This is a genomic window from Lachnoclostridium sp. An118 (genome assembly GCF_002160985.1).
Lineage (GTDB): Bacteria > Bacillota > Clostridia > Lachnospirales > Lachnospiraceae > Claveliimonas > Claveliimonas stercoravium.
This window is the reverse complement of record NZ_NFLQ01000001.1, coordinates 150,351-164,118: the sequence shown is the minus strand read 5'-3', so window position 1 is coordinate 164,118 and position 13,768 is coordinate 150,351. Positions and strand designations below refer to the sequence as shown.

Sequence of the window (13,768 nt, the reverse complement as noted above, 5' to 3'; positions counted from 1 at the left end):
CATCATCCTCTTCTCAAATTTCTGCGGCTTTAAAAATGCCTACATTTATAATATTCGACAAAACTTCTTGATTTCCTTTAATTTTTCCATGATTCAGGGATAAAAAATTCCTGGAATTTTTTCACAGCGTAGGAATCCGTCATGCCCGCTATATAATCGCACACCACCCTCTCCTTTGTGTCTCCTCCCTCACCTATCAGATCCAGATACTGCCGGGGGATAAGCTCCATGTGGTCCAGATACCATCTGTACAGATTCTGGATCATGCCGATGGCCTTTGTCTCCTCCCCCTTTGCCACCGGGTTCTGGTACACGTTCTCAAACAGGAACCTGCGCAGCCCCATGGTGGCTGTCCGGATGCGGTCCGACATGATGATCTCCGGCCTGTCCATGCTGTGGGTCACCACATCGTGTATCATGGTGTTCAGCCGCATCCGGGTGGTGTGTCCCAGCACGTCTGTAAATTCTGCCGGCAGGTCCTCCTCTGTCAGGATGCCGCCCCGTATAGCATCATCGATATCGTGGTTGATGTAGGCGATCTTGTCTGAGAGCCGGACGATCTGGCCCTCCAGGGTGTGGGGCGTGCCGCTGGACTTGTGGTTTCGGATGCCGTCCACCACCTCCCATGTGAGATTGAGCCCTCTGCCCTGCTTTTCCAGTATCTCCACCACCCGGACACTCTGCTCATTGTGCCGGAACCCCTCCGGGCACACCTGGTCGAGCGCCCTCTCTCCGGCGTGTCCAAAGGGTGTATGCCCCAGGTCGTGTCCCAGGGCAATGGCCTCCACCAGGTCCTCATTGAGGCGCAGGGCCTTGGCGATGGTCCGGGCGTTCTGGGACACCTCCAGGGTGTGGGTCATCCTGGTCCGATAGTGGTCGCCTTTGGGGAGGAGAAAGACCTGGGTCTTCTGCTTCAGCCTGCGGAAGGACTTGCAGTGGAGGATGCGGTCCCTGTCCCTCTGGAACACGGGCCGGATATCGCACTGGGGCTCCGGCCTCCTTCTCCCTCTGGACCTGCTGCTAAGGGTGGCGTAGGGACTTAAATTTGCCTCCTCCCTGGCCTCCATCTCCTCCCGGATGTTCATCATGCTCTCCTCCCTCCTGTCTTGATCCTCTCCTCAATAGCCTCCACCACGGTCCGCAGGACCTTCAGTCTGGCATAGTATTTGTCGTTCCCCTCCACCACGATCCAGGGAGCATTGGCCGTGGAGGTGCGGATCAGCATCTCATTGACAGCGGTCTCGTACTGGTCCCACTTTTCCCGGTTCCTCCAGTCCTCCTCCGTGATCTTCCACTGCTTCTCCGGGTTCTCCTGCCTCTCCCTGAAGCGTCTCTCCTGCTCGTCCTTGTCGATCTGCATCCAGAATTTCAGCACCAGCACCCCCTCCCTCGTCAGGGTACGCTCCATGTCGTTGATCTCCCGGTAGGCTCTGCGCCACTCGCTCTTTGTGCAGAAGCCCTCTATCCTCTCCACCATGACCCTGCCGTACCAGGTCCGGTCAAAGATAGTGATGTGGCCGGCCTTCGGCATATCCCTCCAGAATCTCCAGAGATAGTGGTACTGCCTCTCCACCGGGTTGGGGGAAGCTGTGGGATGCACCACATACCCCCTGGGATCCATCTTGGCCGTGAGGCGCTTGATAGCTCCCCCCTTGCCTCCTGCGTCCCAGCCCTCAAAGCCCAGGGCGACCGGGATCCTCCTCCGGTACAGCTCTCCGTGGAGCTCCCGGATGCGCTCCTGGAGCATCTTCAGCTCCCTCTCGTACTCCTCCCGGCCGCAGGACAGGCCAAGGTCCACCTTGCCAAGGATGGACTCCATCAGCTCCTTTGTCTCCGCCGCATCCGCCCCCGGTGTGTCCGTCCTCTCCTCCACCGGCGCGCTCTCTGCTTTATCGACCTGCCTTCTGAGCATTTCCTCCACGATAGAATAGATCTTCACAGTGGCAAAGCGCCGGTCCACTGCCTCCACGATATGCCAGGGAGCCTTCTCTGTGTCCGTGCGGGCCAGCATCTCCTCGTTCATCTCCTGGTACTTTTCAAATTTTACATTCCTTTTCAAGTCCCCCCTGGTCACACGCCAGGCCGTGTCCTTTGAGGAGAGAAGCTTTTCAAATCTCTTTTTCTGCTCTTTTTTGTCAATGGCAAGGAAAATCTTTATGATCACCATCCCGTCATCGGCGAGCTGGTCTTCAAAGGAGAGGATAGACTCATAGGCATCTGCCAGCTCGGACTTCTTTACCTTTTTGTCAAAACGGTCTGTCAGCACGCGCCTGTACCAGCTCGTATCGTAGATGGCGATGCGGCCTTTTTCCGGCAGCTTGGTCCAGAACCGCCAGAGGAAGGGATGCATCTTCTCCTCCTCCGTCTCGCTCTTCACCGCATACACCCGGAAGCCCCGGGGGTCCAGAGCCTGTATCAGCTTCCCGATCTGCAGTCCCTTGCCGGCGGCTCCGAAGCCCTCAAAGGCGATCATCACCGGGATGTCCAGCTCCTGGCATCTGCGCTGCAGCTTTCCGAGGCTCCTCTCCAGATGCTCCATTTTCTCTTTATACTCTTCCTTTCCCATCTTCTTTGTGAGATCCAGTTTTTCTAACATAATGTGCCTCCCTCCTTTTTTCAGAATATTTTCTTTTATTATACATCATTCTCTTGTATTTTACAGATAAAACGCAAAAAGATTGCAAAATACAAATAAAAAAGCCCATCCAGACTCTCATCTGCATGGGCAAAAACTTAGTTTCAGATATATAATTCAAATCGAGTGGATCTTCACTCATCTCAGGCCCGCTCATACACCTTCTCGCCGTCAATGTAGGTGGCCAGTATCCTGATCTTACGCAGCTCCTCCGGGTCCGCAAGGGAGAAAAGGTCCCGGTCCGGGATGATGAAATCCGCCAGCATGCCTTCCCGTATCATGCCCTTGACATCCTCCTCCCCGGAAGCGTAAGCTCCCTCCACGGTGCAGGCACGCACAGCCTCGTAGACAGACATCCCCTCCTCCGGACGGTAGGTCAGCTGTTCATCCCCTGTCAGGCAATGGCGGGTCACGGCCGTGTAGATATTGGGAAGGGGCTCACAGGACTCCACAGGGCAGTCCGTGCCGAAGGAGACATGGACCCCCTTGTCCGCCAGTGTCTTCCAGGCGTAGGAGGTGTCTGCCATATCCCCTGTCCTCTCCCGCACGATGTGCATGTCGTAATCTATGAAAATAGGCTGCACAAGTGCCATGACGTCCTGCTCCCTGAACCGCTCCAGGAGCGCCTCATCCGTGATCTGCACATGCACGACCCCGTCCCGGAACGACTCTTCCGGCTTCCTGTTCCTCTTATCCCGCTCCAGGGCATCCAGCACCATCTCGATAGTCCGGTCACCAATGGCGTGGACAAGCACCGGGTAACCCAGGTCATGGGCTGTCTCCACCAGCTCATCCAGCTGGTCCTCTGTAAAGATAGTAAGCCCACAGGTGGACGGGTCATCCGCATAGGGGCGGCGGAGCCCTGCCGACCTTGCTCCAAGGGAGCCATCCCCAAGCAGCTTGATCCCGGTCACGCGGAGATGGTGGTCATTCCCACCATACCGGAATCCGTCCTCATAGTATTTCCGTATCAGCTCCGGCCTCTGGCGCAGACTCTGCTGACAGATGCGTATCTTCAGCTCTCCCCTCTCCAGCAGGTCCCGGTAGACAGAAAACAGCAGATGGTAATCCTCATCAGGCATAAAACCGATATCGTCCGTGTGTATGGTGGCAAGCCCGTAGGACAGGGCCTCCTCCTGGGCCTTCAGGATGATGTCCTCCAGGATTTCCCGGTTCAGGATGTGGACCCGGCTCCTGATCTGGTCCAGCACCTTCTCCCGGAAAATACCCAGCGGCTCGCCTGCCTCGTCTGTGAGGGCAAACTCTCCCAGCTCCCGCACCTTCTCCCTTGTCAGTCCGAGGAGGCGCATGCCGGCAGAGCTCACGACCCCCACATGCTCACACACCCGCAGGGCGATGACCGGCCGGTCACCCACAGCCTCATCCAGGTCCTTCGCCGTGGGGAAACGTCTCTCCCCCTCCGTGAAGTAGTCCTGATTCCAGCCCGTAGCCTCCATCCAGGCGTCCTCCTCGGGGCCGTCTGTCCCAGACCGTTCAAGTCTGTCCCGCAGCCGCTGCTGTACCTCCTGTATACTGGCACAGCCGTTCAGGTCCACATTGATAAAATGCTTGGCAAATCCCACAAAGTGCATGTGGGAGTCCTGGAAGGCGGGGAGCACGCTCTTCCCTGCAAGGTCTGTGAGGATCACGCTCTTCCCCTCCGACTCCAGCCTCCGGGCATATTCCCGGGCTTCCTCCCCTGTTCCCACAAAGGTGAACACGCCCTCACTGACAGCAAAGGCCTCCGCCTCTGGCCTCTCCTCGTCCATGGTCGTTACAGTCGCGTTCGTAAATATCTCTGTCATCCTTTACCGCTTCCCTTCCAAAGAGACACATTGTTCGATCAGCTTCTTAAAAATGCCCAGCTGCTCCTCGCTTCCGCAGGAGGCCATCATCTCGGGGTGCCACTGCACGCCCATGACATACTGGTCCTCCTCCATGTACTCCGCAGCCTCCACGATCCCGTCGGAGGCCACGGCTGTCACTGTCAGCCGTGGCGAGACATCCTTTACGGCCTGGTGGTGCCAGGAGTTGACAAACGTCCCATCCGGCAGGATGCCGGCAAGGACGCTGTCCTCCTTGATCCGGATCCTGTGCGTGCCCTGGTAGCGCTCTGTGTTCTGTGTATGCTTGATGCAGCGCTCTCTCTGGGAGGGAATGTCCTGGTAGAGTGTACCGCCAAAGCAGATATTGATGATCTGCAGTCCCTTGCAGATGCCAAGGACTGGCTTTTTCTCCTCCAGGGCGGCCTTAAAGAGCTCCATGTCATAGACATCGATCTCCCGCATGGAGTAACCCTGGCCCAGTATCCCCTCCTCCCCGTACAGGAAGGGATCTACGTCCGCCCCTCCTGACAGGATGATCCCGTCACAGAGCCGCGCGTGTGAGCGGATCACCTCCGGGTCACTGCTCACCGGCAGGAGCAGCGGGATCCCTCCCGCCCGCTCCACGCTGGAGGTGTAGTCCGTGTGGATGTACTGCCGCAGATTTCCTGTAAAGACTCCGTCATTTTCGATGGGAGTCAGGTTCCCCGATATTCCGATCACCGGTCTACGCATGTTCCTTCTCCTCCCCGCCGTATTTCTTTTTAAAGTAGAGATAGAAGAAGATGCCGACTACCGGGACGATCAGTCCTGTAAGAGCGGTCACCGGGTCCTCCATCAGATTGTTCACCATCAGCCCCACAAAGAGGATGACCGTGATGACAACGGACACTGGATAGAGCCACACCTTGTACGGTCTCTCCAGGTCCGGATACTTCCGCCTGTAGACAAATACCGCCGTCACAGCCAGGCAGTTGAACAGCATGCCGCAGAACACCACGAGGGATGTGAGCTGGTCCAGATTACGCAGGCATACAAGGATGATGGAAATGATCATCTGGGAGATGAGGCTGGCCGCCGGAACTCCATTCTTGTTCAGTGTTCCCAGCTTTTTGAAGAAGATCTTCTCAGCGGACATGGCGTAGTATATCCTGGAAAATGCCAGTACCATACCGTTCAGACAGTTAAACATGGCCAGCAGCATGCCGGCCAGCACGATGACCTTACCGGCCACGCCGAAGAGTCTCTCCGCCACTGTGGTCCCCAGATACAGGCTTCCGCTCTCGATCATGCTCTTCGCCTCGTCCAGAGGGATCACCCGCAGCAGGGAATAGTTGAACAGGGCATAGAAGATGGCGACGCCGCCGATTCCCAGGATGATGGCAAGGGGCAGGTTCCTCTTTACGTTCTTGATCTCCTCCGCCACCGCATTCAGGTTGGTCCAGCCCTCATAGGCCCAGAGAGAGGCCACTGTGGCAAAGGCGATCATGCCGAAGACCGAGCCTGCCGTCAGAGGCGATCCGTCAGGGGCAGAGGCCGGGACCGGATTTAAGTCCGGTGTCTGGCTGCCCAGCACAAGCGCCCCTATCATGATGATGAAAATGGGGAGCAGCTTGGCCACCATAAAGAAGGTCTGCAGATTGGACGCTCCCTTTACACCTCGCAGGTTAAAGAGGGTCAGGAGCACGATCAGTGCAATGGCGATCGCCTTTATATGGAACTGTGTAAGTCCCGGGATAAAGTCCACAAGGGCCGTAGGGATGGCGACCGCGATGGCCGCGATAGAGCCGGAGCTGGCCAGTATCCACTGTGTAAACCCGTACATAAAGCCCAGAACGGGATGGTAGGCCTTGCTCAGATACACGAGCTGTCCGCCCGCCTTCGGGTCAGAGGCACCCAGCTCTGCAAAGCACAGGCCGCCCAGGAGGGACACGAGCCCTCCCAGGAGCCAGCAGATCAGCGCCAGTCCCAGGCTGTAGCCAGACCTCTGGAGCACGTAGGAGCCCAGGTAGAAGATACCGGATCCTATCATGATGCCACAGATGACGCTCATGCCGCCGAACAGGCCGATCTCCTTTTTAAATTCTCCGTTTCCGGATTTGTTCTGTTTCATAATCTTTCATTCCTCCAATAACCAGAATTTCCTAAACTATGTGAGGATCCATCACACAAACAGGGGAATCAGCTCTTTCCTAAGCACATCCACCATCCCGAGATCTGACATCTTCACCTTGGGAATGACGGGGAGCGCCAGCGTCACAATGCGAAGGAGCGGATTTTCAAGTCCGGTAAGCCCCAGCTCCCTGTTGGCATCCTTCATGACCTGACTGTCCTTTGCCAGCTCCGTGGCGTTCTTCAGGGAAATGAGTCCTGCCAGGGGAAGCTCCAGCACATGGAGCAGACGTCCGTCCTTGACCGCGCTCATGCCGCCGCCGCACTGTATCAGGGCGTTCGCAGCCATAAGCGCATTCTCGGCGCTGTCGTAGACAACAGTCAGGTTGTGGCTGTCGTGGGACACGGTTGACGCCAGGGCTCCACATGTCGTTCCAAAGCCCTTTACAATGCCAAGTCCGATGGTGTCATGTCCCTTGTGCCTGTTCACGACTGCCACGAATTTCAGGTCCTCTCCCTCCAGGCATACATACCCGTCCTTCACCGGGACCCGGGCGGTTGTCAGCTCTGTCGAGGAGAGGAGAAGGTCCGGGTACTCCATCACATGGACCGTGACCGTGCCGTTTTCCACCGGTGCCTTGATCCGGAAATCCTCTGTCTTCAGGTCCTTAACGTACATGGTATTGACCTTTTCCAGCGGATACTCTCTTGCTTCTATGGGTACAGTCATATGGCCTTTTTCTGCCACCAGCCTGCCGCCGAAGAATACCAGGTCCGGTTTCAGCTCCTCCAGGTCGCTTACAAGGAGCATGTCCGCCACATATCCCGGGGCAATGGCCCCCAGATTTTCTATATGGATCTCCTTTGCCGTGTTAAGAGTAGCGCTCTTGATGGCTGTCACCGGGTCCATCCCGCTTCGGATAGCTGTCCGGACCACGTCGTTCATATGTCCTGCATGAAGGATGTCATCCGCCTCCCTGTCGTCTGTGCAGAGGCAGAAATGGTCAAAGAACCGGACGCCCTTCACTCCCTCGCAGATCTCCTCCACATTTTTCGTGATGGAGGACTCTCTTGCATCCACATACATGCCGCTGCGGAGCTTCTCCAGCGCCTCGTTTCTCTCCCTGGACTCATGGCACGTATTGGGGCCGCCGCACAGATAAGCAGACAGCATCCGCCCCGACACGGAGGGAGCATGCCCCTGCAGGTACAGGCCCTTTTTGTCCATCACGTCAATGATGTCCATCATCCGGTCCTCACCGTGTATCACTGCCAGGAAATCCATCACCTCGGCCAGACCAATGACCCTTTCCATGGAGGAGAGCTCTTCCACTTCCTTTGCGAAAAATTCTGCTCCCGCGTTTTCCAGCCCCGGCACTGCCGGCACACAGCTGGGTATATCGATGAGCTGTCTCATGGGCAGGCCGTCCCCGGCCTCGTGCATATAGCGCACCCCCTCCATACCGCACACATTGGCAATCTCGTGGGGGTCTGTGACAACGGTCGTCGTGCCGTGGGGGATGACTCCCTTGGCAAAATTTCTCGGGGTCATCATAGAGCTCTCAATGTGTTCATGGGCATCGATAAAGCCGGGGATCAGATACCTGCCTCCCCCGTCTACTACCTCTTTTGCCTTGTCCAGCTCTGAGCCGGGATCCTTGTATTCCACATGGGCGATCATCCCGTCATAGACAAACACGTCCGCCGGGTAGATCTCTCCGGTGATCACATTGACAAGCCGCACATTTGTGATGGCCAGATCGCTGTCGATCTCGCCGAGAGCTGCCCTGAGCAGCTCCTTTTTATTTTTCGGTTGTATTTTCATCGTATACCGCCTTTCTGCAGACAAACAGGTCTGCCGCTCTCCGCTTTATGAGAGGAAATACAGGATCAGAGGGATGCAAAGGACATAGAGGAAGGGATGCACGTCCTTCCATCTGCCTGTCAGCAACTTGATCGCTCCGTGGGCAATGATGCCTGCGGAAATACCGCCTGCGATGGACCCTGTAAAGATCGTGAACATGATCATGACAAAAGGACCAAAGGCCTCTGTAAAGTCAGAAAAGTCAATATTCTGGATCCCCTGGATCATGAGGAAACCAACAAAGATGAGCGCCGGTCCTGTGGCAGCGTTGGGGATCATCAGCACAAGGGGCGACAGGAACACCATCAGTCCGAAGATAACTGCTGTGATCACGCTGGCAAAGCCGGTGCGTCCGCCAGCCTCCACGCCGGCGCTTGACTCTACAAAGGTGGTCACCACCGTGTTACCTGTACAGGCTCCCACGCAGGTACCGATGGCGTCTACGAGGAAAGGCTTCTGGATATCGGGCAGATTCCCGTTCTCATCCAGCATGCCCGCCTTGGCTCCCACGCCGAGGACTGTTCCGAGCGTGGAGAAGAAATCTCCGCAGAAGGAGACAAAGATCAGCGGGACAGCCGAGAAGGAAAGCACTTCCTTAAAATCAAAGGCAAACATCAGATTGCCCAGGCCGTTGAAATCCGGCACCTTGGCCAGCGTCTCAGGCACAGTCGTCACACCGAGAGGGATCCCCAGGAGGGTGACAGCCACGATACCGATGAGGATAGCTCCTGTTACCTTGCGGGCTGTCAGTACCGCGATCAGTACAAGGCCGAAGATGGCCAGGTAGACAGACGGCTGAGTGAAATCACCCTGGCTGATACCGTCGGTAAAGGTACCGATGCCGCTGTTGTCAAACCCAAGGTAGGCGATGTAGAAGCCTATGGCCGTGCTGATGGCGATCTTCAGGTTCTTGGGGATTGTTTTTACAATGAGGTCCCGCACGCCGAACACAGTGAGCAGTACAAAGATCGCTCCTGAGATAAGGATAAGGGACATGATACCGCCAAAGGAAATAGCCCCCGCTATCAGCATGGCGCCAAACATGGCATTGTTTCCCATTCCTGTGGAAAGGGCAAATGGCATGTTGGCGTACAGCGCCATGAACAGTGTGATGACAGCGCTGACAAGGGCACAGGTGACAAGGATCGCCTCCTTTGTGATCATGACTCCGTTGGTGTCAATGACATAGTCGGCGTCCCCCACCATAAGGCTGGGCTGTACGACCAGAATGTACGCCATAGTCATAAACGTAGTGATACCAGCTATTGTTTCCACTTTAAAACTGGTTGCTCTCTCCTGAAAGCAGAAGAAACGGCTGATTTTTTGTTTCATTTGTTACCTCCTCTTACTCTTCTTTTCTGTAGTTTTATTTTATCCCCCGGCAGGGCCGTCCATACAGGCCCTGTCCGGAAGTTAAAACCATTCCTTTTTTACCGGGACGTGATCTCCCGGATCATCTCCATGAGCACCTGGGTTCCGGCCTCACAGTCTTCCATAGAAGTGAACTCTTCTTTCCGGTGAGAATATCCTCCCTGGGACGGCACAAAGATCATACTGACAGGACACAGCCCACCGAAATTCATGCTGTCATGCCCTGCACCGCTCATCAAGCGTCTGTGGGCGTATCCATACTGGTCGCAGATCTGCTCCATTCTCTCCTTCAGCCCGCTGTCACAAGGCACGCCGGGAAGAGACTGATCCAGTGCTCTTTTTATGCTGACCCGCTCCTGCTCTTCCAGCAGCTTTTCATATCGGCTCATCTCTTCCATGATATCCCGTATATCTTCATCTCGGACGCTGCGGATATCTAGTGAAAACTCCGTCTCCCCGCAGATGATATTGCAGGTTCCGGGCAGCACTTTGATGCGTCCCACCGTAGCCACACAGTCTTTCCGCTCCTTTGCAAGTTCTGTCGCCTTCAGTATCCATCTGCTCATGGCAGGAACCGGGTCAGACCGTTCGCTCATGGGAGTGGCTCCGGCGTGGGCGCTGCTCCCTGTGATGGTCACTGTGTACCGTTCCAGTCCTGCAATGCCTTCCACGATCCCAATCTGGCTGCCGTTCTTTTCCAGGACCTGTCCCTGTTCAATGTGAAGCTCCAGCATAGCCTTTATCCTGTCCACCCTGCAGGTGTCCAGACTGTCGGGAGAAAGCCCGTATGCTCTCATGGCGTCGCCAAGGGAAATGCCGTCCGCGTCCGCAGATATCAATCCCTCCGGCAGGGCTCTCCCACAGATGGCTTTGCTCCCGATCATTCCGTATCCAAACCGGTTGCCCTCCTCATCCTTAAAGCCGATCACCCACACAGGCACTTTCGGTTCATAGCCTTCCTCACGCAGAGTCTGCACTGCCTCAATGGCTCCCAGAACCCCCAGGCATCCGTCAAATTTCCCTCCCTGCAGGACCGTATCATAGTGGGAGCCGGTCATCACCGGTGGCTGTCCCGCTGCCCCACCTCCGGCAGGCGTCCACTTTCCGATCAGATTGCCCGCTCCGTCTCTTTCCACGTCCAGCCCCGCCTCTTCCATATAGCGGCAGATCAGCTTCTCTGCGCTTTTGTCCTCAGGGGTGAACGGGAAGCGGGTGACGCTGCCGTCCGCCCCGCTTCCGATCTTTCCCAACTCCATAATGTGATCCCACAATCTCTTTGTATTGATCTTCATAAGCCCTCTATCCGTTATATTGTTGGATTTCAACAAACATTTTCAAAATTAGACACTATTATATCATGGTTAGCCTTCCCGGTAAACCTTAAAATCTTCCACCGCATTTCGGGCAGAATGTAAAATCTTCATCTGTCGTATAGCCGCAGTTCGGACACCGTTTCATCTGTCCGCCCGGCCATCCTCCGGAAACCGGCTCCAGATCCTCCTGCCGGATCTCCAGCTCTTCACCCCTGGCGACCCGCTTGCCCACTTCCGGGTCCAGCCTGTACATCATGCCGCAACAGCTTGTCTGTACAAAGTACTGTTTATTCCACTTAAAGCAGGGGATAAAGAAGAGGGACAGGGCCGTGTATGTCATATACACCATGTATCTCCCGTATCTGCCGCACCTGCTGCAGATGACCATCTGGTTGAATTTGAGATCCTTCCGCCCGGTGGTAAGGCCTATGATAAAAAACATGCTCTCACTTTCCTTCCTTATATTATATAAATAAAACCGATATTGATAGACCAGCTTTCATTATAGCGGAAACGTGTGCTTTGTACAGCCCTTTTTAGACTTTCCCGTCACCATTTGCTTCTCTTTACATTAAAAAAGACGGCTTTAAAGCCGTCCCTGTACATATGTTTCTATTTGACGCAGCAACTCCTTAGCTGTCTCAATCTGCTCTTCTGCTTCTTCTCTCGTTGCGATATAAAAATCATCATAATCACTTGCATGCCGTATTTCCACTGCCTCAGAAATTTTTCTTCCTAGTTCTCTTGAAAAAATTTCTGTTTTCACATATGCCTTATTAAAATTTGCAAGAGCATCCTTATGTCTTTTGTATGCGTTCCCATCCAATGCATGTACAGAAGATATGGCATGATAAATACTGTAATAAGCCCTGTTGTTTGCTCCTCTAAGCTCTCCTGCTTCCAAAAGGAGCATGGCAGATCGCAGATCCGCTTTAGATATTTCCAGCCTATACCGGCACAGATCTTCTTTTGTGCCCTTTTCATTATTCCGCCCCAAACAACTTCACCCCCTCCCGCTTTACATTCGCATAGAAGGGATAAGCATCTGACCATTTTTCAAACTGCTCTTCACTTTTAGCTATTGGTTTAATATCCATATCATGATCCATGTTAAAGTCAAATGTCATGCCAGACAAATTGTGTCTATATGCTTTTATATCCATGTCTGACAGATCCAGAAGTATCATAATGTCAATATCCGAGTCCTTTTTGAAATCTCCCCGGGCATAGGAACCATATAAAATTACAGATTTCAGATGCGGACCATATATTTTCTGCAAAGCTTCTGTGTATTTCTTCAGCCGTTCTCTCATTGCCGCTGGCATAAAATTCCTCCTTCATTCATGCTGCCGTTGGTAGGATTATATTTATTATACCCTATAATCCCTCTTTTGACAGCACTTTTCTCTTATTCAGGCGGCTCCAATTTTCAATGCCAGGTTGTGCTAAGAAGCAGGCCTCAGCCGTCGCCTGAATTTTATCTTGTTTCCATATACAAGAAGAGACAGGAGTGTCCCTGTCCCTTCTACGCTGTGTCCTCTGTATCTGACTCTTCCGTGATACCAAATAATATCCTCATAAAGTCCTGCCATTCATGTAAAATACGGACGATATAAACCCTGTCTTTCTCCAATCGATAAAATACGTAATTCCTTTCACAGCAAAGATATCTGTATTCTGTAGATATGCCTGTCATACGGGCCAGTTCCTCTCCCATACAGGGAAACGCAAGAAGACCTCTCGCTGCCCCCGTAATCTTTTTCAGCACCTTCTTTGCGATATCTTCTCTGTCAAAATTCTCTATAATAGAATTACGGATATTCTGCAGGTCTCTTTCCGCTTCCGGCGAATAGTAGAGCTCCATATCTAAATACCAAGGGCTTTTTCCACTTCATCAGCAGAAATCCTGCCTCCCTTTCTGGCAGACTGTTCCCCTTCCTCCAGTTTGGATAACAGTGCGATCGTGGCCCGCATTTTGTCGTATTCCTTCATGTCCAGAATGACATATTCTCCACGGCCATTTTTGGTCAGGAATATCGGAGAGCCTTCCTCCGCCTCCTTCAAAACTTCTGTATAGTTTCTCAGATCAGAGATTGGTTTTATATTGGGCATAGCAAGTACATCCTTTCTGTCTGTTATTTTTTCTATAGCATATCACCTTCTTTTCAAAATAACAATGCAAATTCACATGTTAATTTACAGCACTTATGCCGCTTTCACGGTAAATCCCCGGCCAAGTATGAGGGCTGCGATATACCAGGCATCCGCTCCGCAGACTGCCATATAGTGGTGGCGCTGGATCAGATAAAGCATTCTCTCATTTTTTGGAAATCACCCCCGTTGATGTCAGCGTTGATGTCAAAAATGAAAAAAGGAGCTCCCGCCCATATCGGGAACTCCTCTCTGGAAATGAAAAAAGCCTTGAAAACTCAAGGCTTCTCACTGAATGCGGAAGATGGGACTTGAACCCACACGGCACGAATGCCACAAGATCCTTAGTCTTGCTCGTCTGCCAGTTCCGACACTTCCGCATGACTGCTTTATTTCGCTGTCCGAAAAGTATAATACTACAGGCCAGCCTGAATGTCAACAGTTATTTTTAAATTTTTTGTATTTTTTGTAATATATATATTTTCAGAAATCCTTTGAA

At 53.6% G+C, this 13,768-nt stretch carries 14 protein-coding genes and 1 tRNA gene; all 15 read right to left on the bottom strand.

Features of this window, described 5'->3' with window-relative positions; genetic code table 11:
• Positions 1 to 77: 77 nt before the first annotated feature.
• The 15 genes from B5E62_RS00775 to B5E62_RS00710 all read right to left on the bottom strand — a co-directional run bounded on the left by B5E62_RS00775 (position 78) and on the right by B5E62_RS00710 (position 13,649).
• Entirely contained in the window at positions 78 to 1,085 is a 1,008-nt protein-coding gene (locus B5E62_RS00775; protein WP_087173024.1) for a deoxyguanosinetriphosphate triphosphohydrolase, read from the bottom strand.
• The gene (pap, locus tag B5E62_RS00770; protein WP_087172863.1) at positions 1,085 to 2,596 is read right to left on the bottom strand and encodes a polyphosphate:AMP phosphotransferase; all 1,512 of its coding nucleotides are present in this window, start codon (positions 2,594 to 2,596) and stop codon (positions 1,085 to 1,087) included. The genes B5E62_RS00775 and pap overlap by 1 nt, the downstream gene beginning before the upstream one ends.
• Positions 2,547 to 2,792 (bottom strand): hypothetical protein, encoded by a 246-nt coding sequence (locus B5E62_RS16695; protein ID WP_162610236.1) that lies wholly within the window; start codon positions 2,790 to 2,792, stop codon positions 2,547 to 2,549. Before B5E62_RS16695 ends, pap begins: the two co-directional genes overlap by 50 nt.
• Positions 2,779 to 4,440 (bottom strand): amidohydrolase, encoded by a 1,662-nt coding sequence (locus tag B5E62_RS00765; RefSeq protein ID WP_087172862.1) that lies wholly within the window; start codon positions 4,438 to 4,440, stop codon positions 2,779 to 2,781. Before B5E62_RS00765 ends, B5E62_RS16695 begins: the two co-directional genes overlap by 14 nt.
• Positions 4,441 to 4,443: 3 nt before the next feature.
• Positions 4,444 to 5,193, bottom strand: a complete 750-nt coding sequence (locus B5E62_RS00760; protein WP_087172861.1) for a gamma-glutamyl-gamma-aminobutyrate hydrolase family protein — start codon at positions 5,191 to 5,193, stop codon at positions 4,444 to 4,446.
• Positions 5,186 to 6,571 (bottom strand): APC family permease, encoded by a 1,386-nt coding sequence (locus B5E62_RS00755; RefSeq protein WP_087172860.1) that lies wholly within the window; start codon positions 6,569 to 6,571, stop codon positions 5,186 to 5,188. The genes B5E62_RS00760 and B5E62_RS00755 overlap by 8 nt, the downstream gene beginning before the upstream one ends.
• 51 nt (positions 6,572 to 6,622) lie before the next feature.
• Positions 6,623 to 8,395 carry an adenine deaminase gene (gene ade / locus B5E62_RS00750; RefSeq protein ID WP_087172859.1) on the bottom strand — a complete coding sequence of 591 codons (1,773 nt, stop codon included), beginning with the start codon at positions 8,393 to 8,395 and terminating at the stop codon, positions 6,623 to 6,625.
• Between the two features lie 45 nt (positions 8,396 to 8,440).
• Positions 8,441 to 9,766 carry an NCS2 family permease gene (locus B5E62_RS00745; protein WP_087172858.1) on the bottom strand — a complete coding sequence of 442 codons (1,326 nt, stop codon included), beginning with the start codon at positions 9,764 to 9,766 and terminating at the stop codon, positions 8,441 to 8,443.
• 98 nt (positions 9,767 to 9,864) lie between these two features.
• The gene (locus B5E62_RS00740; RefSeq protein WP_087172857.1) at positions 9,865 to 11,097 is read right to left on the bottom strand and encodes a Zn-dependent hydrolase; all 1,233 of its coding nucleotides are present in this window, start codon (positions 11,095 to 11,097) and stop codon (positions 9,865 to 9,867) included.
• An 88-nt stretch (positions 11,098 to 11,185) separates the two neighbouring features.
• Complete coding sequence (locus tag B5E62_RS00735; RefSeq protein ID WP_087172856.1) at positions 11,186 to 11,560, bottom strand: zinc ribbon domain-containing protein; 375 nt, start codon at positions 11,558 to 11,560, stop codon at positions 11,186 to 11,188.
• A 144-nt stretch (positions 11,561 to 11,704) separates the two neighbouring features.
• Complete coding sequence (locus B5E62_RS00730) at positions 11,705 to 12,115, bottom strand: HEPN domain-containing protein (protein WP_087172855.1); 411 nt, start codon at positions 12,113 to 12,115, stop codon at positions 11,705 to 11,707.
• On the bottom strand, positions 12,102 to 12,443 hold the full coding sequence (locus B5E62_RS00725; protein WP_087172854.1) for a nucleotidyltransferase domain-containing protein: 342 nt from the start codon (positions 12,441 to 12,443) through the stop codon (positions 12,102 to 12,104). The genes B5E62_RS00730 and B5E62_RS00725 overlap by 14 nt, the downstream gene beginning before the upstream one ends.
• A 200-nt stretch (positions 12,444 to 12,643) precedes the next feature.
• The gene (locus B5E62_RS00720) at positions 12,644 to 12,982 is read right to left on the bottom strand and encodes a type II toxin-antitoxin system RelE/ParE family toxin (protein ID WP_087172853.1); all 339 of its coding nucleotides are present in this window, start codon (positions 12,980 to 12,982) and stop codon (positions 12,644 to 12,646) included.
• A 2-nt stretch (positions 12,983 to 12,984) separates the two neighbouring features.
• Positions 12,985 to 13,230, bottom strand: coding sequence for a type II toxin-antitoxin system prevent-host-death family antitoxin (locus B5E62_RS00715; protein ID WP_087172852.1), 246 nt, complete (start codon positions 13,228 to 13,230; stop codon positions 12,985 to 12,987).
• Between the two features lie 335 nt (positions 13,231 to 13,565).
• Positions 13,566 to 13,649, bottom strand: a tRNA-Leu gene (locus B5E62_RS00710).
• Positions 13,650 to 13,768 lie beyond the last annotated feature (119 nt).